Source organism: Aquimonas voraii, from assembly GCF_900101825.1.
Classification (GTDB): domain Bacteria; phylum Pseudomonadota; class Gammaproteobacteria; order Xanthomonadales; family Xanthomonadaceae; genus Aquimonas; species Aquimonas voraii.
The window spans coordinates 42,414-66,877 of record NZ_FNAG01000003.1; the positions used below are offsets into that span (position 1 = coordinate 42,414).

A 24,464-nucleotide genomic window follows, 5' to 3' on the forward strand; every position below is an offset into this window, starting at 1 on the left:
CCTGAACTAGCGCGGCAGCCGCGTCGCCCGCCCCGAGGCGCCATGCGCCAGCCTGGGCAGCAGGCCCTCGTGCTCCAGCAGCCAGCGCTTGCGCTCCAGCCCCGCGGCATAGCCGGTGAGCGCGCCGTTCGCGCCGACCACGCGGTGACAGGGCAGCACCAGCAGCAGCGGATTCGCGCCGACGGCAGCACCGATCGCGCGCGCGCTGCCGGCGCGGCCGATGCGCTCGGCCAGCTCGGCATAGCTGCAGGTGCGGCCGGGGGGGATGGTGCGCAGTGCGGTCCACACCTGCTGCTGCAGCGGGCTGCCCTGCGGATCGACGTCAAGCGCATCCAGCGCCTGCAGGTCGCCATCGAAATAGCGGCGCAGCGCAGCCACTGCAGCCGACGCCACGGCGGCCGGCGGCGCGGCCGCGAGCGCCGCGCGTCGCGCCTCCGGCAGGCGGTCGAGGGTATCCAGCCAGTCGACGACGGCGAGGCGGCCGTCAGCTGTGCTGAAGACCAGCAGCTTGCCCAGCGGCGTGGCCAGGCTTTCGCGAAGCAGGGGAGTCATGGCGCGCATTGTCGCTTGAGGCGTCGATGGCGTCAGCCGACCTCGTTGGCCTGCTCGCCAAGCGAGCCGGCGAGACGGCACAGGTCTTGCCTGCCTGCAGCAGACATCAGCACCGGGTCCGGCGCTTGCCGCGACCGTGGCCATGACGGTTCCCGACCCTCTCTCCTGCACGATCCCATCGCATGAAGCGCATCCTCTTCCTCTGCCCCGACAACAGCCTGCTGAGCCCGATGGCGCAGGCGCTGGCCCGCCTCTACGCGCAGGAGGACACGCTCACCTACAGCGCGGGCTTGAACGCCGCCGAGGCCTTGGATCCGCGGCTGGCGAGCATGCTCGGCGAGCTCGGCCTGGCGCCGCGCATCCAGGCCCCGCAATCGCTCGCCGAGCATGCCGATCTCCGCTTCGACTGCTGCGTCTGGCTGGGCCCGCAGCCGCCACCGTCCACCGGCCTGAATCTCGATGTGCAGTGGATCCTGCCCGACCCCTCAGGCCTGCCTGACGAGGCCTATCGCCATTTCCGCGACCGCCTGGCCGAGCGCGTGCGCAACCTGATGAATCTTTTCGAGACCGAGCTCGATTGAGCGTCTGAGCGGTCCGCCGCCGCGACGCGACCGCCACCGGCGGGTGTTCTTGCCTCGACTGCCGCCTCCGCCCACAGGCGCCGTTTGCCACTGAAGAGATCCCGATGGCCACGATCGAAATCACTCCGTTCCTGCGCCTGATGGCCGAACACCACGCCTCGGACCTGTTCTTTTCGGTCGGCGCGCCACCCAGCATCAAGATCCAGGGCGTGACCCGCCACATCGGCGACAAGGTGCTGAGCAGCGAGGCCCTGCACGACCTCGCCTATGCGGCGATGAACGACAAGCAGCAGCGCGAGTTCGAGGCCCAACTCGAGATGAACCTGGCGATCGCCCTGCCGGGCACGGGCCGCTTCCGTCTGTCGATCTATCGCCAGCGCGGCAGCATCGCGGTGGCGGTGCGCTACATCACCAGCCAGATTCCCTCGCTGGAGGAGCTCAACCTGCCGCCGGTGCTGAACGAGCTGATCATGCTGCCGCGCGGACTGATCCTCGTCGTGGGCGCGACCGGCTCGGGCAAGTCCTCGACGCTGGCGGCGATGATCGACCACCGCAACCGCACGCGCACCGGCCACATCCTCACCGTCGAAGACCCCATCGAGTTCCTCCACGAGCACAAGCAGTCGGTGGTCGACCAGCGCGAGATCGGCATCGACACCCTGAGCTATGCGGCGGCGCTGAAGAACGCCATGCGGCAGGCGCCCGAGGTGATCATGATCGGCGAGATCCGCGACCGCGAGACCATGGCGGCGGCGATCGCCTATGCCGAGACCGGCCACCTCTGCCTGTCGACCCTGCACGCCAACAACGCCAACCAGACGCTCGATCGCATCATCAACTTCTTCCCCGAGACCGCGCGTCACCAGCTGCTGATCGATCTGTCGCTGAACCTGAAGGCGGTCATCAGCCAGCGCCTGATCCGCGCGGTCGACGGCAAGCGCGTGCCGGCGGTCGAGATCCTGATGTCCAGCCCCTTCATCGCCGACCTGATCGAGAAGGGTGAGATCGCCAGCATCAAGGAGGCGATGAAGGCGTCCAAGGAGAACGGCATGCAGACCTTCGACGGCGCGCTGTACGACCTCTACGCGGGTGGCCGGATCAGCTACGAACAGGCGATCGAGAACGCCGACTCGCGTACCGACCTGGCCCTGCGCATCCGCCTGGAGGGTGGCCCGGCCACCCATGAGCTGGACGGCATGAGCATCGCCGGACTCGATTCCGGGCGCTGAGGCCGATGAACCCCTCCACCCTGATCGGTATCGTCGCCTCGATCCTGCTGCTGGGCGTGGTGACCCTGTGGGCGGCCGAGGACCCGCGACTCTTCATCGATCTGCCGGGGCTGGGCATCGTCGCGCTCGGCACGCTGGCGGCCACCTTCATCAGCTACCCGCTGCGCGAAGTGCTGCGGGTGTTCGGCCTGATCGGCACGGTGCTGCGCAACGAGAAGCTCTACACCGAGGACGACATCGAGGAGCTGGTCAAGGTCGCGCGGCTGTGGATCGCCGCCGACGTGCGCGGGCTGGAGCGCGAGCTGGCGCAGATCCGGAACCCCTTCCTGCGCACCGGCGTGCAGCTGGTGATCGACATGACGCCCGAGGACGACATCCTCGAACTGATGCGCTGGCGCATCGCCCGCCTGCGCGCCCGCGAGCGCGCCGAGGCCCAGCTGTTCCGGGTGATGGCGGGCTATGCGCCGGCCTTCGGCATGCTCGGCACCCTGGTTGGCCTGATCAACCTGATGTTCCTGCTCGGCGACGGCGACATGGCTGCGATCGGCCGCCAGCTGGCGGTCGCCTTGATGACCACCTTCTACGGCATCCTGCTGGCCAACCTGCTGTTCAAGCCGATCGCGGTCAAGCTCGAGCGCCGCACCGAGCAGCGGGTGATCGCGATGAACATGGTCATGCAGGGCATCCAGCTGATGTGCCGCAAGCGCGGCCCGGCGCTGATCCGCGAGACGCTCAACTCGTTCGTCGCCAACTACCGTGACGAGGTCCACGACAGCGGTGCTGTGGCCGAGCCCGCGACGGACCGCTGAGGCATGGCCCTGCCGAACGAGCCCGATGTGCCAGCACCGACGCCGGCGCCCGTGCGCCCGGCGGATGCCGAGCTGGTGGCGCAGGCTGAGGCGCCCGCTGCAGCGACCGCGGAGGTTTCGCCGGAATCCGCCGATACGGCGGCCGTGCGCGCAGCCGGCAAGGCCAAGCCTGGCGCCGCGCCGGCACGGGCGGCTCTTGCCGCGCGCAAGGCTCTGCCTGCGGGGGCCGCGGCGGCGCTGCTGGACGCGGTCGCGGACGACGAAGGCGAAAGCGAGGGCTGGCTGATCACCTACCTCGACATGATCACCCTGCTGCTGGTGATGATGGTCGTGATGCTGGCCTTCGCCGGCAAGTTCGAGGGCGTCGGCGAGGCCAGCGAGGCGCTCGCCCGGCAGTCGGGCACGGCCGCCCCGGTCGAGCTGCCGCTGCCCACCACACCGCCGGAGACGATGGCGGTGCCCGACCTTGGCGAGGACATCGAAGTCCTGGTCAAGGACAAGCGCATCAGCTTCCGCATCAGCAGCGAAATCCTGTTCGAGTCGGGGCAGGCCGACCTCAGCCTCGGTGGCCTCACCCTGCTGCGTCGCCTGCTGCCGGTGCTGCGCGAGAGCCCGCACCCGATCGCCGTGCACGGCCATACCGATGCCGTGCCGATCCGCAGCGCCCGCTTTCCCTCGAACTGGGAGCTGTCGGGCGCGCGCGCCGGCAGCGTGGTCCGCTACTTCGAGGCCAATGGCATCGACAAGCAGCGCCTGCGCGCGGTGGGCTTTGCCGACACCCGGCCGCTGGCCGACAACGCCAGCGCCGAAGGCCGCGCCAGCAACCGCCGCGTCGAACTGGTGCTGGAGCAGCCGGCCGACTGAGGCATGGGCGCGGGCGCAGGTCCGTACCGCCTCTCGACGAATCAAGCGCTCACACGCTCGATTCGTCGCTCCGGCCATCCGCGGGCGATCTGGCACGCTGCATTTCAACAGCCTGTTGGGGCAAGGCCCAAGAATTCAGGGTTGCCGCGCGCCATGCAGGGCACGCCCAGGGCAATCCGCTGTCGCCGAGCGTCGCCGACTGGGCGACCTGCATGACCCGGGAGGCGCGGGGTGCGCAGCGCCCCATCGACGCCAGCAGTCCCGGCGTGCTCGCGGTCTGCGACGTCGGCGCGGTCGAGCATCCGCGGATCCGCGTGTTCGCTGACGGTTTCGAATCGGCGCTGTAGACGCGCTTCGGCCGGGCCGCGCAAGGCCAGGGGACGCCGCGGGCGACGGATCGGCGTCCCGGCCGCGTTTCAGTGGGCGCCTTGCTTCGCGCTGCGCATACGCCGTCTTCCGCACCCTGCACATATGTCAAAGATCGTTCTCCCCGCTGGCGCCCGCGGCGCCCTGGCTGCGCTCGGCGCGGCCCTTCTGCTTTCTGCCTGCGCCGATTCCGGGTCGGCCCCGCCGGCGCCCGCCGCGACTGCCGTGCGCGAAGAGCGCAGCCAGCCCGTACGCGCCTACACGCTCGCACCGCGCACGCTGGGCCGCAGCGTGCTGGTGGCGGGCACCGTCGAGCCTCTGCGCAGCATCGCGCTGGCGGCGCGCACCGACGGCGTGGTCGCCGAGGTGGCCGTCGAAGCCGGCGACCGCGTGCGTGCCGGCCAGCTGCTGGCGCGCATCGACGTCAGCGAGCAGCAGGCCGAGTTGGCCCGCGCCGAAGCCGCCCTGCGTGAAGCACGCGCCAACTTCGAGCGTCTCGACGCCCTGCGCGGTCGCAGCTTTGTCGACGCGGCCAGCGTGCTCAGCGCGCGCTCGGCGCTGGAGGTCGCGGAAAGCGAGGTCGCGCTGTGGCGCACGCGCGTCGAGTTCGGTCGCATCGAAGCCAGCATCGACGGCTATGTGATCGCGCGTCTGATCGAGCCGGGGGCGGCGGTTGGCCGCCTCGCCCCCGCCTTCGAACTGGCCGACCTCGACCAGCTGGTGCTGCGGGTGGGGGTGTCCGAGCTGGACGCCGCCCGCATCGCGCCGGGCGCCGAGGTCGAGGTCGCCGTCGATGCCTTGGCCGGCGAAAACGTCGAAGCGCGCGTGCGCCGCGTGTTTCCGGCGGCCGATCCCAGCAGTCGCCTGGTCACCGTCGAACTGCAGTTGCCGCAGGCGCATGCGCGCGGCGTGCGTCCCGGCTTCCTGGCGCGGGCCCGCTTCGCCATCGAGGCGCGCAGCGATGTGCTCGCCGTGCCCGCTGCTGCCGTGGGTCTGGGCGAGCAGAGCTTCGTGATGGTGATCGACGCGGACGGCCGACTGGTGCGCCGCGAGGTCGAGACCGGCGTGGTCCGCGGCGAATGGCGCGAGATCACGGCCGGGCTCGACGCCGGCGAGCGGATCGTCGCCACCAGTCCGCTGGAGCTCGCCGCCGGCGACCGCGTGCGCGTGGTCGAGACCGTGGGAGACGAGGCGTGAGCGGCGAGGGCTCGATCCGCGAGAAGGCCTCGCGGCGCTATCGCGGGCTCACCCATGCCGCGATCCGGCGGCCGATCGGCACCGCCGCGATCACCAGCGTCGTGCTGGTGCTGGGCCTGTTCTTCGTCGGCCGGCTGCCGGTCGATCTGCTGCCAGAAGTGGTGTATCCGCTGATCCGGGTCGACGTGTCCTACCCCGGCGTGGCGCCCGAGGTCATCGAGGAGCAGGTGACCCGACCGCTGGAGCGCCAGCTGTCCTCGACCGAAGGCCTCACGCTGATGGCCAGCGAAGCCGAAGAGGGCAGTACCGACGTCAGCCTGCTGTTCCGCTACGGTACGGATCTGGACCTCGCCCTGCAGAACGCGGCGCGTCTGCTCGAGCGCGCGCGCGGCCAGCTGCCCGATGACATCGAGCCACCGCGGCTGTCCAAGTTCGACCCCGGTGCGCAGGCGGTGTTCGAAGCCGGCTTTTCCTCGACACGGCGCAGCGCGCGCGAGGTGCGCGACTGGCTGGACAACCGCCTGGCCCCGCAGCTGCAGTCCATTCCCGGCGTCTCCGGCGTGCTCAGCGTCGGCGGCCAGGAGCGCGAGCTCGAAGTGGTGGTCGACCAGCAGCGCCTGCGCGCCTATGGCCTGAGCCTGGCCGACGTGTCCGCCCAGCTCGCCGCCGAGAACCAGAACGTCTCGGCCGGCAACATCACCAGCAGCAGCCTGGACGTGCGTGCGCGCACGGAAGGCCGCTTCCAGTCGGCGGACGACATCGCCGCGGTGCTGCTGCAGATTCCCGGCAGCGATCGGCGCATCCGCCTCGATGAGGTGGCCGAGGTGCGTGACGGCTTCCGCGAGCAGCGCGTGTTCGTGCGCCTCGACGGCGCGCCGGCCACCCAGCTGTCGGTATTCAAGCAGCCCGATGCCAATACGGTCGAAGTGGTCGGCGAGGTGCAGGCGCGACTCGACTCGCTGCGGGCCTCGGGCTTCATTCCCGACGACATCGAATTCAGCACCACCCGCGACGGCGCCTACTTCGTGCGCGGCTCGGTGAAGTCGGTGGCCTCGGCGGCCATCCTCGGCGGCGTGCTGGCCATGCTGGTGGTGCTGTTCTTCCTCGGCAGCCTGCGCGGCAGCGTGGTGATCGGGCTGGCGATTCCGCTGGCGATCATGGCGACCTTCGCCCTGATGGGCGGCGCGGGCCTGAGCCTCAACGTAATGAGCCTGGGCGGCCTGGCGCTGGGTGTGGGCCTGCTGCTGGACAACGCCATCGTCATGCTCGAGAACATCGAGCGGCACCGCAGCCAGCTGCGCGAGGATCCACAGCAGGCCGCGCACGCGGGCGCCGACGAGGTGATCTCGGCGGTCACCGCCGGCACCCTGACCAACCTCGCGGCCGTGCTGCCCTTCCTGCTGATCACGGGGCTGGCGACGCTGGTCTTCCGCGAGCTGCTGGTGACCATCTCGTTCGCGGTCATCGCTTCGCTGGCGGTGGCGCTGACGCTGGTGCCGATGCTCGCCGCGCAGATGGCCAAGCTCGGCTTTTCGTCCGGCTTTGATCGCAGCCTGCCCTATCGGGCCTTCCGGCGCGGCCTGCGGGCCCTGACCGAGGCCTACCGTGGGCTGCTGCGCCTCCTGCTGCCGCGCCGCGGCTGGGTGCTGCTGCTGGCCTTCGGCAGCGTGCTGGCGGTGCTGCCGCTGGCGTCCAAGCTCGGCAACGAGTTCCTGCCGCAGCTCGATGACGGCAGCCTCAACGTGCGCATCGCGCTGCCGGCTGGCACCACCCCAGAGCTGTCCGACCGCGCGGTGCGCGAGGTCGAGGCGGCGATCAAGGACATGCCGCATGTGCAGAGCGTGTTCTCGGTCGCGGGCGGTTTCGTCTGGGGCGGCAATGTCTCCGAGCGCGCCGGTCGCGGTTGGCTGTCGATCCAGCTGGATGACGCCAGCCAGCGGCCCGACTGGCCGGTGGGCCGCTGGGCGCGCGAGGCGCAGCGCAGGGTCGATGCGCTGGACATCGCCGGCGCCCGTATCGCGGTGCGCACCAGCGGCATCCGCGGGCTCAACTTCGGGCTGTCGGGCAATGACATGGAGCTCAAGGTGCTTGGCGAGGACCTGCCGACCCTGCAGCGCCTGGCCCGCGAGATCATTCGAGCGATCGAAGACATCCCCGGCCTTGAAGCCGTGGAGATGGACGACGAGGACCGGACGCCGGCGCTGCAGATCGAAGTGGATCGCGAGCGCGCCGCCGCGCTCGGCCTCGACGTGCGCGCGGTGGCCGTGGCCCTGCGGCAGGCGGTCACTGGCACCGTGCCGACCCGCTACAGCACCGGCGTCAACGAATACGACGTGCGCGTGCGGATGCCGCGCGAAGAGGTCGAGAACCTCGATCGGCTGGGCGAGGTGATCGTCGCCAACGGCGCCAACGGTCCGATCCAGGCGCGCCAGGTCGCGCGCTTCACCCTCGGCGAGGGGCCGGCCGAGATCGGGCGCGAGAACCAGCTGCGCATCCAGCGCATCGTCGGCAGCTTCAACACCAGCCAGAGCGATGTCGGCACGATCATGGCCGAGGTCCAGAAGCGCCTGTCCGCGATCGAGATGCCCGACCAGTACGGCGTGGCGCTCGGCGGCCAGTTCGAAACGCTGGCCGAGACCGAGCGCGAGATGAACACGGTCATCCTGCTGGCGGTGTTCCTGGTGCTGGTGGTGCTGGTGGTGCAGTACGAGCAGCTCACCAATCCGCTGGTCATCATGACCGCCGCGCCGCTCGCGCCGGGCGGCGCCCTGGTCGCCCTGTGGCTGAGCTCGACGCCGCTGTCCGCGCCGGTGTTCCTGGGGGCCGTCCTGCTGATCGGCATCGTGGTGAACAATGCGATCCTGCTGGTCGAGTACATCGAGCAGGGCCGCGCGCGCGGCCTCGCCGACATGGAGGCGGTGATCGAGGCAGGGGCGGTGCGCCTGCGGCCGATCCTGATGACCACGCTCACCACCGTGGTCGGCATGCTGCCGCTGGCGATCGGCCTCGACGCCGGCGGCCTGCTGATGCAGCCGCTGGCGGTGGCGGTGGTGGGTGGCCTGCTGAGCTCGATGCTGCTGACCCTGCTGATCGTGCCCTGCCTGTACCTGGTGGCACAGCCGGCCGCGCGTTCGGTCATCGACTTCCTGACCCGGCGACGTGTGCAGCCGGCGGCGTCGGGGGCATAGAAGCCTGTCGGACTCTGGATGGCCGGCCTGCAGATCCGTCCGCGCGGTCCATCTTCAGGGCAACACCGATCACGTCCCTCCTGGCCTTGATCCGTGGTCGCGAGTCCGGTAACCGTCCGGACTCGCTTGCGCTGGATCAGGCATCGCGTGCTCGGTCCGCGGGCGCGCCCTCCAGGCCTTGCGCCGATCCTCGACCCCTGGCGCTGCCCTAGGCCAGCCCGTGTCCGAAAACCTGTCCTCACCCGGCCGGATTTTGGCCTGGACCCGAAAAATCCGACGCGCTCCCGGGCGAAAAGAAGGGCCGTCCCTGGCCCGGGCAGGCGGCGGCCGGGAGACCGCCGCCGCCCCAAGGACTCGATTTACAGCTCGTGCTGCGCCAGGGTCTCCAAAGGCGCGTCGCGCCCGCCCGACGGGCGCTCGCCCGCACCCAGGGGCGCGCCGACAACGGCCTCCGGCTCACTCGGCAGCGCGCCGCGCTGGTAGGCGATACGTGCGCTGCCGCCGTTGCAGCTGCCGACGATGCGGCCGACGTCGCGCGCATCCGGCTCGACGATCTGCAGCTGGTAGTGGCGTACGCCGTTGGCTTCGATGCGCGCGGCGATCTCGGACTTGAGCTCCTCGCAGTCCTTGCGCGCCGACTGCGCGTGGGTGGGCGTGGCCAGCAGCCCCAGCGCGCTCAGCGCCAGGCTGGAGTGGAGGAGGGCGAGGGCAAGGCTGCGCTTCATGGCGGGCTCGTGTTCAGAGGGCGACGCGGGCTGCCTCGGAACACAGGCTGCGCCCGCCAGCGGGCGCTGGCGGGGAGCGCTTGTGGCGGAATGCGGGCAGTGGCGACACGCGCGAGGCACCGGCGCAGCCCAGCCGCGCATCGGGTGGGCCTCGGCACACCATGGCGCTGAACCTCGCCCCGGTCCCGAACAGGATGGGCGCTGTCCCACTCAGGGCTCCGCATCTGCCAGGGCTGCATCAAGGACCGAGGCAAGAGTGGCGCCCCTGGCGGGCCGGTGCCCACCCTAAGCGTGGCCACCTGCATTCGCAGCCGCACCCCGAATCATCAGGGGCTCAGCCGCCAGCACCCCTGAATGGCGCCACGCAGGCGACGCCCTACAGCGGCCACACCCACAGCAGCATCGGCATCGAGACCAGCAGCACTGCCAGCTGCACCGGCAGTCCCAGCCGCCAGTAGTCGCCGAAGCGGAAGCCGCCCGGGCCCAGGATCAGGGTGTTGTTCTGATGGCCGATGGGCGTGAGAAACGCGCAGGACGCGCCGATCGCGACCGCCATCAGGAAGGGATCGGCGGAGCAATCCAGCGAGGCCGCGGCGCTGACTGCGATCGGGCACATCACCGCTGCGGTGGCGGCATTGTTCATGAGGTCGGAGAGGGTCATGGTCACCACCATCACCAGGGCCAGCGCCAGCACGGGCTGGCCGCGCGCCAGGTCCTCCATCAGCAGTGCGGCGATGAGGCCGGCCGCGCCCGAGCTTTCCATCGCGCCGGCGACCGGAATCAATGCCGCCAGCAGAACAATCACCGGCCAGTCGATCGCGGCATAGGTCGCCCGCTCGGGCAGGGTGCGCAGCAGCAGGCTGGCCAGGGCGCCGCCGGCGAAGGCCACGGCCGCCGGCACCCCGAGCGCCGAGGCGCCGATGGCCGCAAGCAGGATCGAGGTGGCGACCAGGGCCTTGCGCCGCTCGGGAATGCGCAGCTCGCGTTCGGCCAGCGGTACGCAGCCCGCCTCGGTGGCGAAGCCGGACAGGGCCTCCGGGGTGCCCTGCATCAACAGCAGGTCGCCCGGCTGCAGCGCCAGCGCGCGCAGTCGGCTGAGGCTGCGGCGTCCCTGCCGCGACACCGCGAGCAGGTTGATGCCGTGGCGGGTACGCAGCTGCAGGTCGGTCGGGCTGCGGCCCACGATCGACGCGCCCGGCAGCACCACCAGCTCCACCAGCCCCAGCTCCGAGCGTGAAGGCTCGGGGCGGACACTCTTCGGCGCCGCGCCGCTCGCCGCTTCAGCGATGTCCGCGGCCGCCGGCTGCGCGGACCGCGCTGCCATGCCCGCCGCGGCGCCCCCGTCCAGGCGGGAGCTCGGCTCGGCTGCGCTCGCTTCCGCAACGGCATTGGCCTTCTCGCTGTGGCGCTTGTCCTCCTCCAGCTTGAGCCCCAGTGCGTCCAGGGTCTTGGCGAGACTCTCGGCCTCGGCCTCGATGACCAGGATGTCGCCCGCGCGAATGCGGCGTGCCGGGTTTGGCGCGTTCAGGCGCAGCTCGTCGCGCACCAGGGCCAGCACCTGCGCGCCCAGTTCGTCGAGGCTGTCCTCGAGCTCGTACAGGGATTTGCCGGCGCTGGGGCTGCCCTCCGGCACGCGCGCTTCGGTGAGGTAGGCGCCGCTCTCGAAGCTGTCGGCGGTGGCTTCGCGCCGCGAGGGCACCAGCCGCCAGCCACCGGCAACGATCAGCAGCAGTCCGGACAGGGCGACGGCGACGCCGACCGGGCTGAAGTCGAACATGCCGAAGCCGGCGCCCGCGGTTTCCGCCCGGAAGCCGGAGACGATGAGATTGGGCGGCGTGCCGATCAGGGTGGTCATGCCGCCCAGGATCGAGGCGAAGGCCAGCGGCATCAGCAGGCGTCCCGGCGGCAGCTGCAGTCGCCGCGCCAGCTGCAGCGCCACCGGCATCAACAGAGCGAGCGCGCCGACGTTGTTCATGAAGGCCGACAGCAGCGCCGCCAGCGCGGTCAGGGCGGCCAGACTGAGCGTGGGCCCGGCCTGCGCGGGCAGTACGCGCTGGGTCAGGACATCCACCGCACCCGACAGCTGCAGCGAGCGGCTCAGCACCAGTACGCAGGCCACGGTGATGACCGCCGGGTGACCAAAGCCGGCGAAGGCCTCGCCCGGCGCGACCAGGCCGGCAGCGACGCAGGCCAGCAGCGCCGCCATCGCGACCACGTCATGGCGGAAGCGCCCCCACAGGAACAGGCCGACGGTGGCGGCCAGGATCAACAGGATGAGGATCTGCTCGGTGCTCATGCGATCAACGGTTCAGGGATCGACGCATGCTTGCAGCTCCGGTGGCGGAGTGCCAGCGGCGCACGGGAAACGCGTCCCGTATCGGCCGCTTCGAGGCGGCCTCCGGCGCTGCTTGGCCGGAAAGCGCTTCACCTTCCCCGGCGCCCGCGTGGGCGCCGCTGCGCGGCTGCGGTCGCGACCGCGGCGGTAAGCGCTTTCGAATAGGGTGGGCCCTGGCCCACCCTGGGCTCGACTTCCGCCAGGCCCTGGCGAGGACCGGGGCGAGTGTGCGGCTCGTGGTGGGCCAGGGCCCACCCTATGCAGCGGTGGGGCGATGGCGGCGCGTTGTCAGGCACAAAGGCTCGCGGCGGCGGATTGCCCTTGCGGCGAGACGCAGCGCCTCAGCGCTGCGTCTCCTCCTCCCGCCGATGCACGAGGCGATACAGCGCCGGCAGCACCAGCAGGGTCAGCAGGGTCGAGCTGATCACGCCGCCGATCACCACGGTCGCCAGCGGCCGCTGCACTTCGGCGCCGGCGCCCACGGCCAGCGCCATCGGCACGAAGCCCAGGCTGGCCACCAGCGCCGTCATCAGCACGGGTCGTAGGCGGGTCAGCGCGCCCTGTTCGATGGCGGCGTCGAGGCCCAACCCTTGTGCGCGCAGCTGGCGGATGAAGCTCAGCATCACCAGGCCGTTCAGCACCGCGATGCCGGACAGCGCGATGAAGCCGACGCCGGCCGAGATCGACAGCGGCAGGCCGCGCAGCATGAGCGCCGCCACGCCGCCGGTCAGCGCCAGCGGCACGCCGGAGAACACCACCAGCGCATCGCGGCCCGAGCGCAGGGCCATCAGCAGCAGGCCGAGGATCAGGGCGAGCGTCAGCGGCACCACGATCGACAGCCGCTGTGAGGCGCTGATCAGCTTCTCGAAGCTGCCGCCGTAGCCGATCCAGTAGCCCGGCGGAAGTTCGACGTCGCGGCGGGTCCTCGCGCGCAGGTCCTCGACGAAGCCGCCGAGGTCGCGGCCGCGGATATTGGCGGTCACCACCACCCGGCGCTTGCCGTTCTCGCGGTTGATCTGGTTGGGCCCGGTCTCGATGCGCAGCTCGGCCAGCCGGGCAAGCGGCAGGCTGCGCGGCAGGCCGTCAGCCTGCGCGGGCAGCAGGATCGGCAGCTCGCCCAGCCGCGCCAGATCGGCGCGCTGCGATTCGTCGAGGCGGACGACAATCGGCACCCGACGATCGCCCTCGTAGTACAGCCCGGCCTCGACGCCGCCGATGGCCATGCGGATCGCGTCCTGCAGGTCGGCCACGCGCAGGCCGGCGCGGGCCAGCGCTTCGCGGTCCGGCGCGATCTGCAGCAGGGGCAGGCCGGTGGTCTGCTCGACCGCCACGTCTTGGGCGCCGGCGCTGCTTTCCACCACCGCGCGGATCGCTTCGCCGAGGCTCGCCAGTGTGTCCAGATCATCGCCATAGACCTTGACCGCGAGATCGGCGCGCACGCCGGAGATCAGCTCGTTGAAGCGCATCTGGATCGGCTGGGTGATCTCGTAGTTGTTGCCGGGCACCTGGTCCAAGACGGCCTGCAGCTCGGCGATGAACTGCGTGCGCGGCTTGCGCGGCTCGGGCCAGTCGCGTCGGGGTTTCATCAGCACGTAGATGTCGGCGACCGAGGGCGGCATCGGGTCGGTGGCGACTTCGGCCGTACCGATCTTGCCGATCACCCGCTCGACCTCGGGCAGGGCGGCGATGCGCGCCTCCAGCTGGCCCTGCATGTGGATGGCCTGGCTCAGCGAGGTGCCGGGGATGCGCATGGCGTGCAGGGCGAAGTCGCCCTCGTCGAGACTGGGCATGAACTCGCTGCCCATGCGGCTGGCAGCGAAGCCCGCGCCCAGCACCAGCAATGCGGCCACGGCCACCACCGGCAGGCGCGCGCCGAGCGCGCGGCGCAGGGCCGGCCGATAGGCGCGGGTGGCGAGCGCCATGAGCCGGCTCTCATGCGCCTGCACGCGGCCACCCAAGCCCACCGCGATCATCGCCGGCACGAAGGTCAGCGACAGCAGCAGGGCTGCGGTCAGCGCCAGCACCACCGTAATCGCCATCGGGTGGAACATCTTTCCTTCCACGCCTTCGAGCGCAAAGATCGGCAGGTAGACCGCGGTGATGATGCCGACGCCGAACAGGGCCGGGCGGATCACCTCGGTGGTCGCCTCGGCCGCCAGCGCATAGCGTTCGCGCGCCGACAGCAGACGGCCGAGGCGCTGCTGTTCATCGCCGAAACGACGCAGGGCGTTCTCGATGATGATCACCGCGCCATCGACGATCAGGCCGAAGTCGAGCGCGCCCAGGCTCATGAGGTTGCCCGACACGCCGGCCTGGCGCATGCCGATCGCGGTCATCAGGAAACTCAGCGGAATCACCGCCGCGGTGATCAGGGCCGCGCGCAGATTGCCCAGCAGCAGGAACAGCACGGCGATCACCAGCAGGGCGCCTTCGGCCAGCGAGGTCGCCACCGTGCGCACGGTGCGATCGACCAGCGCCGTGCGGTCGTAGGCGGTGACCAGGCGCACGCCCGGCGGCAGCGAGGCGCGGATCTCTGCCACGCGCGCGTCGACCGCGCGTGCCACCTCGCGGCTGTTGGCGCCGATGCGCATGAAGACGGTGCCCAGCACGACCTCGCGGCCGTTCTCGGTGGCCGCTCCGCTGCGCAGCTCCAGGCCTTCCTGCACGCGGGCGACATCGCGCAGGCGGATCACCGCATCGTCGCGATTCGCCACCACCAGCGCCTCCAGCGCGGTGACATCCTGCAGCTGGCCGGGCACGCGCACCAGCACCTGTTCGCCGAAGCGCTCGATGTAGCCGGCGCCGACATTGGCATTGCCGGCTTCGATGGCCTCGACCAGATCCTGCAGATCCAGGCCCAGGGCCTGCAGGCGGGCCAGATCGGGCGCCACCTGCAGCTCGCGCGCGTGGCCGCCGATGGTGTTGACCTCGACCACGCCGGGCACGCCGCGCAGCTGCGGACGCACGATCCAGTCCTGCACGCCGCGCAGGTCGGTGGGCGTGTAGGTGCTGCCGTCAGGCTTGCGCGCCTCGGGCTCGGCCTCGACCGTGTACAGGTAGATCTCGCCCAGCCCGGTGGCGATCGGCCCCATCGCCGGCTCCAGCCCCGGCGGCAGCTGGCCGCGCACCTGCTGCAGGCGTTCGGCGATCTGCTGGCGCGCCCAGTAGAGGTCGGTGCCGTCCTCGAACACCACGGTGACCTGGGAGAGCCCATAGCGCGACAGCGAGCGCGTGTAGTCGAGCCGCGGCAGGCCGGCCAGGGCGGTTTCGACCGGAACGCTGATGCGCTGCTCGGTTTCCAGCGGCGCGTAGCCGGGCGCCTCGGTGTTGATCTGCACCTGCACGTTGGTGATGTCGGGCACGGCGTCGATCGGCAGCTGGCGCAGCTGCCAGGCGCCGAACGCGGCCAGCGCCAGCACCGCGGCCAGCACCGCCCAGCGCTGCCGGATGGCGGCGTGGATCAATGAATCCAGCATGGTCCGTGCTCCCTCAGTGGTCGTGGCTGGCGCCGGACTTCTCGATGTCCGCCTTGATCAGAAAGCTCTGCTCGACCACGACCTCGTCGCCCGCCTTCAAGCCTTCGAGCACCTCGACCCAGTCGCCATCGCTGCGGCCGAGTTCCAGCGGGCGGATTTCGTAGTCCTCGCCGACGCGGAGGAAGGCCACCTGCCAGTCGCGGAAGCGCTGCAGGGCCGACAGCGGCAGGCGCAGCGGCACCTCGTCGGCGCTGAGCTGCAGCGAGGCCTCGACCGCCATGCCCGGCCGCCACTGGCCGTCATCGACCGGCAGGGCGACGCGCGCGACCAGGCTCTGGCTGTGCGCATCGGCCTGCGGCAGTACCGCCTGCAGCGCGCTGTCGATCGCGCGGCCATCGATGAGTCGCGTCAGTCGCACCGGCGTGCCGGGCGCGAGCGCCAGCGCCTCCGCGCCGAACACCGGCAGGTCGGCGACGAGTGCATCCAGCCTGCCGATCACGAACAGCGGTGCGTCGCCGGCCATGCCGCCGAGCGCGGCCGCGCGCTCCAGCACGACGCCGTCGATCGGGCTGGCCACCGTGTAGCGGCCGAGGCTGGCATTGCTTTCGATCTCGGCCAGCAGCTGGCCAGCGCCGACGCGTTCGCCAATGTCCGCGCGCAGGCTGCGGATCAGGCCGGGGAAGCGTGCCGACACCGCGGCCTGCGCGTTGGCCGGCAGCACCACGCGGCCCTGCGCGCGCAGGCGCTGTTCGATCGGGCCGCTGCCGATGGGCTCGACGCGGATGCCGATCTCATCGGCCGCGGACTGGGCGATGCGGGTGCGGCCTTCGAAGCTTTCGTAGCGCCATTCGGCGCGGCGGCCTGCGGCTTCTGCGCGCACCGTGACCACGAAGCTGTGCGGTTCGCCGACCACGCCGCTGCCGACCAGGCGATCGTTCTGTGGCCTCAGCGTATGCGTGTCGACCTGGCCGCCCAGACGTTCGAGCTGGACGCTCACCTGCGCATTCGCAGGTGCCACCGGCTGGCCGTCCAGCCTCACCCAGGCGGCATAGCGCGGCGGCTGGCCGTCCTCTTCGATCTTCAGCTCGACTTCGAGTCCGGCGTCCTCGTGCAGGCGGCCGCCGTGTGGCCCCTTGGGGGCTTCGTCGGCGTGGTCGTCGTGACCATGGCCGTGATCGTCATGGCCATGGCCGTGGTCATCATCGTGCGCGTGCTCGCCGCAGGCGGCGAGGCCGAGCGTCAGCAGGACAAGCAGCAGGGTGTTGCGTGCGGGGCGGATCATCGGGCGTCTCCGGCGTTTGCGGCGGCGCCGAAGGGCTCGGCGGTCAGGCGCTGCAGTTCGATCAGGGCGCGCTGCGCCTCGGCGCGCGCGGCGAGCAGGTCCATGCGGGTGGCGAGCAGGGCGTTCTGCAGGCTGGCCCACTCCAGCCAGGACAGGGCACCGCTGCGATACGCCCGGGCCGCGCTGTCGGCGGCGCGCTGCTGGGCCGGCAGCACGCGACGCTCCAGGCCGTCTGCGCGGGCGCTGTGGCGAGTCGCCTGATCGAGCGCGGCCAAGGCCAGGGCTTCCAGCCGCAGCGCCTCGGCGGCATGCGCGCTGTCGAGCGCGGCCAGCGCCGCGTCAGCCGCGGCCATGCCCGGCTGGGCGCGGCGCGCCGAGCCCAGCGGCAGCGACACGCCCGCGACGAGCGCGGTATCGCGTCCGTCCTGCAGGCGGCGCAGGCCGAGCTGCCAGTCGAGGTCGAAGGACGCAGCCGTGCGCGCCAGTCGCAGCTGGGCCTCGGCCAGCCGCTGCTGATCGGCGAAGGCGCGCAGCTCCGGCGTGCGCTGCAGCAGGGCGCGCAGCGCGGCGGGCGAGGGCAGGGCGGGCGTCTGTGTGGGCAGGCTGGCGAGGTCGGGTATCGCGTCGCTGTCCGTTTCGCCCCAGAGCAATGCGAGACGCTGCCAGGCCGCGGCTTCAGCCTGCGCGCGCGCCTCGATCTCCAGTTCGATCGCGATCACCGCGCTGTCGGCCGCGAGCGCGGAGGTTTCAGGCTCGGCGCCGCGCTGAAAGCGATCGCGCGCCGCGCGGGCGATGTCGCGGCGTGCCTCAAGCTCGGCCTGCAGCAGTGGCGCGCGGTCCTGCCACTCGGCCACCTCGAGGTAGCGGCGCGCGACCTCGGCCAGCAGGTCGAGCTCAGTCGCCGCGCGCTGCACGCCCAGCGCATCGAGGCGGCTCGCGGCCAGCGCGCGGCGTGCCTCCAGCTTGCCGCCGCGCTCCAGCACGCCGGCCAGGCTGATCGTCAGCTCGGCGCCTGAGACGCCGGCGAGCGCGCCGCTGCCGGGGGCGTTCTCCAGCTCGGCGGCCAGCCGCAGCGGCGGCGCTTGCCCGGCGAGGTTGACCTCGGCGCGCAGCGCGGCGGTACGCGCGGCATAGCCGCGCAGTTCGGGGTGGTACTGGATGACGCGGTCCAGCGCGTCATCGAGGGTGAGCTCGGACGCCGCGGGCGCGGCCAGCGCCGGCCACGCCGCAACGACCGCGAACGCGGTCCACAGCAATCGCATGGGAGTCTCCGAAAGAGGGGGTGTGCGGCCGACACCGGTGTGCGGCGAAGGGCCGGGGCGGAACGCGGGTCATCGCCCCGCGCCGCAGGCCTCCTCAGGAGGCGGCAGCGCGCGGCAACGCCCGTGCCTCTTCAGCCGATCGGAGGGCGCAGCAGGCTCTCGAGTCGCGGGCTCGGCGCGCGCGCGATCGCCGCGGGCAGGGGCGCCGCAGGCGCCAGCAGGGCAGGCGCAGACGGCAGCAGCGGGCTGGGCGCGAAGCTCTGCGCGCAGCTGCTCAGCTCATGGGCCAGCAGATGCACGAAGCCGTCCCAGCTGTCGTCGCCGTGGTCGGCGTCGGCATGGACATGGGCGTGGTGGGCCGTGTGATCCTGCGTCCAGTGCGCGCTTGGCAGGCCCCTGTCCAGCGCATCCACCGCCACATGCGCCGACGCGAAAGCGCCCAGCGCCGGAAACAGCGCGGCCCAAAGCGCGAGGGCGAGGCAGACGAGGCGCAGCGGCGTGGGCGGGAGAGAGCGCATGGGCCGCGAGTGTAGCGGGCCGGGCGGAGCGGGGCGATGGCATCGAATCGACGGCATCACGGGATTGCAGCTTGGGCAACGCCGCAGGCAGGGCGCAGTGTGCGCACGCCTGCGAGCCGGCTCCTGCAAAGGGTGGCCGCGGCGCGAGTCGCTCGCCTCGGGTCGCCCTGCGAATCCCGAATCCCCAATCCCGGCTCACTCGCTATGCAGCTCCGCCACGAAGTCGTAGGCGTCGCCGCGGTAGTAGCTGCGTGAGAACTCGACCACGCGGCCGTCGCGCAGGAAGCCGCGGCGCTCGATGTACAGGCCCGGCGTGCCAGGCACCAGGTGCAGCAGGCGCGCCTGGTCGGCGGTGAAGGCGATCGCACGCAGGCGCTGCAGCGCGCGCACCGGGCGGCCGGCGAGGCGGTCCAGGGTTTCGTAGAGCGAGTCCTGCACCATCTCCGGATCGCGCAGGATCTCCTGCGGAATCGCGCTGCGCTCGATCGCCAGCGGTTCGTCGCCGGCATAGCGAAGTCGCGTCAGCCGTACCACGCGCGCGCCAGGCGAGAGGTTCAGGGCCATGGCCTCGGCCGGCGTCACCTCGCCGGTCTCGCGTTCGAGGAAGCTCGAGCGTGGCCGCAGGCCGCGCGCGCGCAGGTCGTCGGTGAAGCTCGACAGCTTGCTGATCGCCTTGACGATGCGGTCGGCGATGAAGGTGCCCGCGCCCTGACGCTGCACCAGCAGGCCGTCCTTGACCAGGCCGCTGATCGCGCGGCGCACGGTGACGCGCGAGAGCTCCAGGCTCTCGGCGAGATCGCGCTCGCCAGGCAGGGCCTGGCCCGGCGCCAGCCGTCCGCTTTCGATCAGCCGACGCAGGGCTTCACGCAGGCGCATATAGGCCAAGGGGCGGCTGCCGATCGGCGCCACATCGGTCTGGGCGAGCATTTCGGCGATCAATCGATGCATACGTATACAAGACCAATTGGATACCGGGCGCAGCATAAGCCCCTTGAAAGCGCCTTGGAAAGGGGTAAATTCGCAGACCACCGGGCTGCATTGGTATGCCGATGGACTTCGGACCTGCAGACCGGCTCTCCCCCGTCCATCCGAGGTCACGCATGAGCCCGGCGATCGTTCCCGCCGATCCCTTCGATCTGGTCATCTTCGGCGGCACCGGCGATCTCGCCCTGCGCAAGCTGCTGCCGGCCCTGCTGCACCGCTTCGCCGACGGCCAGATCCTGCCCGGCACGCGCATCCTCGGCGTCGCTCGTGACGAAGGCCTGGACGACGCCGCCTACCGCGCCAAGGTGCGCGACTGGTTGAAGCACGCCGCCGGCCCCGAACTGCTCGAGGGCTTCCTGCCGATGCTGCAGTACCGTGCTCTGGATGCGCGCAGAGAGAGCGGCTGGGACGAGGTCACCGCGCTGATCAAGGAGGGCGGCGAGCGCGTGCGGGTGTTCTACCTCGCCACGGCGCCGGACATCTTCGTGCCGATCTGCGAGCGCCTGCGCGACTGCGGTCTCAACGGCCCGAGCTCGCGCGTGGTGATCGAAAAGCCGATCGGCACCGACCTGGCCAGTGCCGCGCGCATCAACGACGCGGTCGGCCACTGCTTCGACGAAAGCCAGACCTATCGCATCGATCACTACCTCGGCAAGGAGACGGTGCAGAACCTCACCGCCCTGCGCTTCGCCAATGCGCTGTTCGAGCCGATCTGGCGCGCCGAGCACATCGACCACGTGCAGATCACCGTCGCCGAAACCGTGGGCGTGGAAGGCCGTGCGCCCTACTACGACCGCGCCGGCGCGATGCGCGACATGATCCAGAACCATCTGCTGCAGCTGCTGTGTCTGGTGGCGATGGAGCCGCCGGCCAGCTTCTCGGCCGACGCCATCCGCGACGAGAAGCTGAAGGTGCTGCGCGCGCTGAAGCCGATCACCGCCGCCAACGCCAGCCTGATGAGCGTGCGCGGCCAGTACCGCGCCGGTGCGGTCTGCGGCCAGGCCGTGCCGGGCTATCCCGATGAATTGGGCGGCAGCTCGCGCACCGAGACCTTCGTTGCCCTGAAGGCCGAAGTCGCCAACTGGCGCTGGGCCGGCGTGCCCTTCTATCTGCGCACCGGCAAGCGCATGCCCGAGCGCGTCTCCGAGATCGTGGTGACCTTCCGGCCGGTGCCGCATTCGATCTTCGGCGAGGTCACCGGGCCCATCCACCCGAATCGACTCGTGCTGCGCCTGCAGCCCGACGAGAGCGTGACCCTGTGGCTGACCAACAAGGTGCCCGGCCCCGGCGGCCTGCGTCTGCGCCACGTGCCGCTGGACATGAGCTTCGCCGAGACCTTCAGCGGCCTGCGCCACGTCGACGCCTATGAGCGTCTGCTGATGGACGTGGTGCGCGGCAATCCGATGCTGTTCATGCGCCGCGACGAGGTCGAGGCCGCCTGGGTCTGGGCCGACCAGATCCTCGCCGCCTGGGCGGCCAGCGATGAGGCGCCCAAGCCCTACACCGCCGGCAGCTGGGGGCCGAGTGCGGCGGTGGCGCTGATCGAGCGCGACGGCCGCACCTGGAGCGACCATGTCGAATGAGCGCGCCCGCGACGTGCCGCTGCAGATCCCGCAGCCGCGCGAGCGGAGGTTTGCAGATGGCGCCGAGCTGGCCCGCGGCCTCGCCGAGCGCGTCGCCACCGAGCTCGAAGCCGCACTCCGCGCGCGCGGTCGCGCCCTGCTGGCGGTCAGCGGCGGCAGCACGCCCAAGCGCTTCTTCGCCGAGCTGTCGAAAGCCGACATCGACTGGCGTGCGGTGGAGATCACGCTCGCCGACGAGCGCTGGGTGCCGGCCAGCGACGAACGCTCGAACGCGCGGCTGGTGCGCGAGCAGCTGCTGGTCAACGCCGCCGTCGCGGCGCGCTTCGTGCCGCTGCAGATCGACGGACACACACCGGAAAGCGGCGCCGAGGCCCTGGAGCGCGAGTTCGCGTCCCGATTGCCGATCGACGTGCTGATCCTCGGCATGGGCAATGACGGCCACACCGCTTCGCTGTTTCCCGAAGGCGATCATCTGCAGGCGGCGCTGGACCCCGCCGGTGAGCGCATGCTGCTGCCCATGCGCGCGCCCGGCGCGCCCGAGCCGCGCATCACCTTCACCCTGCCGGCGCTGGTGGCGGCGCGCCATCTGCATCTGCACATCGAAGGCGCGGCCAAGCAGTCCGTGCTGCGCGAGGCCCTGGCCCGCGGCGAGCTTCCGATTGCGAAGGTGCTGGCGGCGTGCGAGCGGCCGGTGGATGTGTGGACGTGCCCCTGAACGCGCCGCCGCGCTTCGAAATCCGCATAGGGTGGGCCCTGGCCCACCATGGGCTTCACGCTCGCCTCGGTCTCGTTCCGGCGCTTCGCCGCTCGAAGCGAAGAGCAAGAGCTTTCGGTCAGCCCAGCGGCGGGCCGCAGCGTACGCCTGCCATAGGGTGGGCCCTGGCCCACCATGAGCTGCACGCTCGCCTCGGTCTCGTTTCGGCGCTTCGCCGCTCGAAGCGAAGTGCAAGAGCTTTCGGTCCGCCCTGCGGCGGGCCGCAGCGTACGTCTGCCATAGGGTGGGCCCTGGCCCACCATGGGCTGCACGCTCGCCTCGGTCTCGTTTCGGCGCTTCGCCGCTCGAAGCGAAGTGCAAGAGCTTTCGGTCAGCCCTGCGGGCTGCCCGAGTCCCTTTTCTTTGCGTGGCCAAAGAAACGTAACCAAAAGAAAGGCCACCCCTCGTCCGCGCCCTTCGCGCATCCCTGCGCTCCGGGTTTGCGAGCCTCGGCCGGTGTTCGTGGACAGTGCATCCCTGCACTGTCACGAACATCGCCGGCCTCCCTGCCGGCGACCCTGCGGGCTGATCGTCCGAGTCTCGCCGCTCCCCAGGGGCCCCAGGAAGCGCGCGGGCTCCTGCCCGCGGAAGCCGCAGCGCGCTGCGTTTGCGCTTTTCGTTTGGTTTTGCAGCACCGGCTCTAAGTCCCGAATCCCTGCCTTCAAGACCCCGCTCCCATGACCACCCTCCCCACCGTCCCCCTCCACCCCGTCCTCGACGAAGTCACCCGTCGGATCGTCGAGCGCAGCCGCGAGACGCGCGCGGCCTATCTCGAACGCATCCGTCGCGCGCGCGCGGAAAGCACGCATCGGCGGGCGCTGTCCTGCGGCAATCTCGCGCATGGCTTCGCCGCCTGTGCCGATACCGACAAGGAGCGTCTGCGCGGCGGCGCGATTCCCAACCTCGGCATCGTTACCGCCTACAACGACATGCTGTCGGCGCATCAGCCCTACGAGCGCTATCCGGAGCTGATCCGCGGCATCGCCCGCAAGCTGGGCTACACCGCCCAGGTGGCCGGCGGCGTGCCGGCGATGTGCGATGGCGTCACCCAGGGCCGCGCCGGCATGGAGCTGTCGCTGTTCTCGCGCGATGTCATCGCGCTGTCGACCGCGATCGCGCTCTCGCATGACATGTTCGACGCGGTCGTCTGTCTGGGCATCTGCGACAAGATCGTGCCGGGCCAGCTGATCGGTGCCCTGGCCTACGGGCATCTGCCGACCCTGTTCATTCCGGCGGGGCCGATGCCCTCGGGTCTGCCCAACAGCGAAAAGTCGCGCGTGCGTCAGCTCTACGCCGAGGGCAAGGCCGGGCGCGAGGAACTGCTCGAAGCCGAGGCCGCCAGCTACCACAGCCCCGGCACCTGCACCTTCTACGGCACCGCCAACTCGAACCAGATGTTCATGGAGATCATGGGCCTGCACCTGCCCGGATCAAGCTTCGTCAACCCCGGCACGCCGCTGCGCGAAGCGCTGACCGAGGCGGCGATCGAGCAGGTCTTCAAGATCACCCACGCGGCCGGTGACTACCGGCCGATCGGCGAGGTGATCGACGAGCGCAGCTTCGTCAACGCCATCGCCGGTCTGCACGCGACCGGCGGCAGCACCAACCATCTGCTGCATCTGGTGGCGATGGCCGCGGCGGGCGGTATCCAGCTGAGCTGGGACGACTTCGATGCGCTCTCGCATGCGGTGCCGCTGCTGGCGCGGGTGTATCCGAACGGCAGCGCCGACGTGAACCACTTCCACGCCGCCGGCGGCATGGGTTTCATCATTCGCGAGCTGGGCCAGGCCGGCCTGCTGCATCTCGATGCACGCACGGTCTGGGGCGGCAGCCTGGCCGACTACGCGCAGCTGCCGCAGCTCGATGGCGAGCGCCTGCACTGGACGCCGCTGACCGCGCCGAGCGGCGACGAGAGCCTGCTGCGTCCGGTCGATCGCCCCTTCCGCGCCGACGGCGGCCTGCGCCTGCTGCAGGGCCCGTTGGGACGCGCCGTCATCAAGGTCTCGGCGGTGCAGGACGATCGCATGGTGGTCCAGGCGCCGGCACGCATCTTCCACGAACAGGACGAGGTCAAGGCGGCCTTCGAGCGCGGCGAGCTGGAGCGCGACGTCATCGTGGTGCTGCGCTTCCAGGGCCCGGCCGCCAACGGCATGCCCGAGCTGCACAAGCTCACGCCGCTGCTCACCGTGCTGCAGAAGCGCGGCTTCCGCGTGGCCCTGGTCACCGACGGCCGCATGTCGGGCGCCTCGGGTCAGGTGCCGGCGGCGATCCACTGCACGCCCGAAGCCGCCAAGGGCGGTGGCCTTGCACGGCTGCGCGATGGCGATGTGGTCACGGTCGATGCGGTGAACGGGCGCCTCGATGTCGCCGTCGACCCTGCCGAACTCGCTGCCCGCGAAGCGGTGGTGGTTGATCTCAGCCATTACCACAGCGGCTTCGGCCGCGAGCTGTTCGCGTCGATGCGGGCGACCGTGGGCGCGGCAGATCTCGGCGCCAATTCGCTGCTGTGAATGTCACCCGCATAGGGTGGGTCCTGGCCCACCATGAGCTTCGCTCTCGCCTCGGTCTTGCTTCGTTGCGCGATCGTTTGAAGCGAAGCGCAAGCGCTTTCGGTCAGCCCTGCGGACGGCCCGACTTCGCGGCTGTCACAGGGTGGGCCCTGGCCCACCATGAGCTTCGCTCTCGCCTCGGTCTTGCTTCGTTGCGCGGTCGTTTGAAGCGAAGCGCAAGCGCTTTCGGTCAGCCCTGCGGACGGCCCG

Annotated in this window: 18 protein-coding genes; 10 read left to right on the forward strand and 8 right to left on the reverse strand. The window is 71.0% G+C overall.

Annotation, left to right across the window (positions count from 1 at the left end):
• Positions 1-6 precede the first annotated feature (6 nt).
• Positions 7-552: a methylated-DNA--[protein]-cysteine S-methyltransferase gene (locus BLP83_RS07845; protein WP_218121220.1), complete on the reverse strand. Its 546-nt coding sequence runs from the start codon at positions 550-552 to the stop codon at positions 7-9.
• 182 nt (positions 553-734) lie between these two features.
• On the opposite strand from BLP83_RS07845, the gene BLP83_RS07850 reads away from it, so the two are divergent.
• From BLP83_RS07850 to BLP83_RS07875, 7 genes are all read left to right on the forward strand, one after another.
• Positions 735-1,133: an arsenate-mycothiol transferase ArsC gene (locus tag BLP83_RS07850; protein WP_091241010.1), complete on the forward strand. Its 399-nt coding sequence runs from the start codon at positions 735-737 to the stop codon at positions 1,131-1,133.
• Positions 1,134-1,246: 113 nt separating this feature from the next.
• On the forward strand, positions 1,247-2,362 hold the full coding sequence (locus BLP83_RS07855; RefSeq protein ID WP_091241465.1) for a PilT/PilU family type 4a pilus ATPase: 1,116 nt from the start codon (positions 1,247-1,249) through the stop codon (positions 2,360-2,362).
• Positions 2,363-2,367: 5 nt separating this feature from the next.
• Positions 2,368-3,171, forward strand: a complete 804-nt coding sequence (locus BLP83_RS07860) for a motility protein A (RefSeq protein WP_091241012.1) — start codon at positions 2,368-2,370, stop codon at positions 3,169-3,171.
• Between the two features lie 3 nt (positions 3,172-3,174).
• Positions 3,175-4,035, forward strand: a complete 861-nt coding sequence (locus tag BLP83_RS07865) for an OmpA/MotB family protein (RefSeq protein ID WP_091241014.1) — start codon at positions 3,175-3,177, stop codon at positions 4,033-4,035.
• Positions 4,036-4,247: 212 nt separating this feature from the next.
• Positions 4,248-4,382, forward strand: coding sequence for a hypothetical protein (locus BLP83_RS19230; protein ID WP_281187116.1), 135 nt, complete (start codon positions 4,248-4,250; stop codon positions 4,380-4,382).
• Positions 4,383-4,506: 124 nt separating this feature from the next.
• Entirely contained in the window at positions 4,507-5,598 is a 1,092-nt protein-coding gene (locus BLP83_RS07870) for an efflux RND transporter periplasmic adaptor subunit (RefSeq protein ID WP_091241015.1), read from the forward strand.
• Positions 5,595-8,786, forward strand: a complete 3,192-nt coding sequence (locus BLP83_RS07875) for an efflux RND transporter permease subunit (protein WP_218121221.1) — start codon at positions 5,595-5,597, stop codon at positions 8,784-8,786. The genes BLP83_RS07870 and BLP83_RS07875 overlap by 4 nt, the downstream gene beginning before the upstream one ends.
• A gap of 359 nt (positions 8,787-9,145) precedes the next feature.
• On the opposite strand, the gene BLP83_RS07880 is transcribed toward BLP83_RS07875, so the two are convergent.
• The 7 genes from BLP83_RS07880 to BLP83_RS07910 form a co-directional block, all read right to left on the reverse strand.
• Complete coding sequence (locus BLP83_RS07880; RefSeq protein ID WP_091241019.1) at positions 9,146-9,511, reverse strand: DUF1161 domain-containing protein; 366 nt, start codon at positions 9,509-9,511, stop codon at positions 9,146-9,148.
• Positions 9,512-9,887: 376 nt separating this feature from the next.
• A complete protein-coding gene (locus BLP83_RS07885) occupies positions 9,888-11,807 on the reverse strand; it encodes an SLC13 family permease (RefSeq protein ID WP_091241021.1) in 1,920 nt (639 codons plus the stop codon).
• 380 nt (positions 11,808-12,187) lie between these two features.
• Positions 12,188-15,322, reverse strand: a complete 3,135-nt coding sequence (locus BLP83_RS07890) for an efflux RND transporter permease subunit (protein ID WP_091241023.1) — start codon at positions 15,320-15,322, stop codon at positions 12,188-12,190.
• 13 nt (positions 15,323-15,335) lie between these two features.
• Positions 15,336-16,604 carry an efflux RND transporter periplasmic adaptor subunit gene (locus BLP83_RS07895; protein ID WP_091241025.1) on the reverse strand — a complete coding sequence of 423 codons (1,269 nt, stop codon included), beginning with the start codon at positions 16,602-16,604 and terminating at the stop codon, positions 15,336-15,338.
• Positions 16,601-17,866, reverse strand: coding sequence for a TolC family protein (locus tag BLP83_RS07900; RefSeq protein ID WP_091241026.1), 1,266 nt, complete (start codon positions 17,864-17,866; stop codon positions 16,601-16,603). The genes BLP83_RS07895 and BLP83_RS07900 overlap by 4 nt, the downstream gene beginning before the upstream one ends.
• A 131-nt stretch (positions 17,867-17,997) precedes the next feature.
• Positions 17,998-18,384: a hypothetical protein gene (locus BLP83_RS07905; protein WP_091241028.1), complete on the reverse strand. Its 387-nt coding sequence runs from the start codon at positions 18,382-18,384 to the stop codon at positions 17,998-18,000.
• Positions 18,385-18,579: 195 nt separating this feature from the next.
• Positions 18,580-19,311, reverse strand: coding sequence for a GntR family transcriptional regulator (locus BLP83_RS07910; protein ID WP_245679984.1), 732 nt, complete (start codon positions 19,309-19,311; stop codon positions 18,580-18,582).
• Positions 19,312-19,484: 173 nt separating this feature from the next.
• Here BLP83_RS07910 and zwf point away from each other — a divergent pair, with 173 nt between their 5' ends.
• The 3 genes from zwf to edd all read left to right on the forward strand — a co-directional run bounded on the left by zwf (position 19,485) and on the right by edd (position 24,215).
• A complete protein-coding gene (zwf, locus tag BLP83_RS07915; RefSeq protein ID WP_091241031.1) occupies positions 19,485-20,951 on the forward strand; it encodes a glucose-6-phosphate dehydrogenase in 1,467 nt (488 codons plus the stop codon).
• Positions 20,941-21,666, forward strand: a complete 726-nt coding sequence (gene pgl, locus BLP83_RS07920) for a 6-phosphogluconolactonase (RefSeq protein ID WP_091241034.1) — start codon at positions 20,941-20,943, stop codon at positions 21,664-21,666. Before zwf ends, pgl begins: the two co-directional genes overlap by 11 nt.
• A 716-nt stretch (positions 21,667-22,382) precedes the next feature.
• On the forward strand, positions 22,383-24,215 hold the full coding sequence (edd, locus tag BLP83_RS07925; RefSeq protein WP_091241036.1) for a phosphogluconate dehydratase: 1,833 nt from the start codon (positions 22,383-22,385) through the stop codon (positions 24,213-24,215).
• The last annotated feature ends 249 nt before the right edge of the window (positions 24,216-24,464 follow it).

What these genes read in the sequence shown, in the direction of transcription:
- BLP83_RS07870 (WP_091241015.1), top strand. Translation starts at nt 4,507, where the DNA reads ATGTCAAAGATCGTTCTCCCCGCTGGCGCCCGCGGCGCCCTGGCTGCG.
- BLP83_RS07885 (WP_091241021.1), bottom strand. Translation starts at nt 11,807, where the DNA reads ATGAGCACCGAGCAGATCCTCATCCTGTTGATCCTGGCCGCCACCGTC.
- edd (WP_091241036.1), top strand. Translation starts at nt 22,383, where the DNA reads ATGACCACCCTCCCCACCGTCCCCCTCCACCCCGTCCTCGACGAAGTC.
- BLP83_RS19230 (WP_281187116.1), top strand. Translation starts at nt 4,248, where the DNA reads ATGACCCGGGAGGCGCGGGGTGCGCAGCGCCCCATCGACGCCAGCAGT.
- BLP83_RS07900 (WP_091241026.1), bottom strand. Translation starts at nt 17,866, where the DNA reads ATGCGATTGCTGTGGACCGCGTTCGCGGTCGTTGCGGCGTGGCCGGCG.
- BLP83_RS07845 (WP_218121220.1), bottom strand. Translation starts at nt 552, where the DNA reads ATGACTCCCCTGCTTCGCGAAAGCCTGGCCACGCCGCTGGGCAAGCTG.
- pgl (WP_091241034.1), top strand. Translation starts at nt 20,941, where the DNA reads ATGTCGAATGAGCGCGCCCGCGACGTGCCGCTGCAGATCCCGCAGCCG.
- BLP83_RS07905 (WP_091241028.1), bottom strand. Translation starts at nt 18,384, where the DNA reads ATGCGCTCTCTCCCGCCCACGCCGCTGCGCCTCGTCTGCCTCGCCCTC.
- BLP83_RS07850 (WP_091241010.1), top strand. Translation starts at nt 735, where the DNA reads ATGAAGCGCATCCTCTTCCTCTGCCCCGACAACAGCCTGCTGAGCCCG.
- zwf (WP_091241031.1), top strand. Translation starts at nt 19,485, where the DNA reads ATGAGCCCGGCGATCGTTCCCGCCGATCCCTTCGATCTGGTCATCTTC.
- BLP83_RS07860 (WP_091241012.1), top strand. Translation starts at nt 2,368, where the DNA reads ATGAACCCCTCCACCCTGATCGGTATCGTCGCCTCGATCCTGCTGCTG.
- BLP83_RS07865 (WP_091241014.1), top strand. Translation starts at nt 3,175, where the DNA reads ATGGCCCTGCCGAACGAGCCCGATGTGCCAGCACCGACGCCGGCGCCC.
- BLP83_RS07895 (WP_091241025.1), bottom strand. Translation starts at nt 16,604, where the DNA reads ATGATCCGCCCCGCACGCAACACCCTGCTGCTTGTCCTGCTGACGCTC.
- BLP83_RS07910 (WP_245679984.1), bottom strand. Translation starts at nt 19,311, where the DNA reads ATGCTCGCCCAGACCGATGTGGCGCCGATCGGCAGCCGCCCCTTGGCC.
- BLP83_RS07890 (WP_091241023.1), bottom strand. Translation starts at nt 15,322, where the DNA reads ATGCTGGATTCATTGATCCACGCCGCCATCCGGCAGCGCTGGGCGGTG.
- BLP83_RS07880 (WP_091241019.1), bottom strand. Translation starts at nt 9,511, where the DNA reads ATGAAGCGCAGCCTTGCCCTCGCCCTCCTCCACTCCAGCCTGGCGCTG.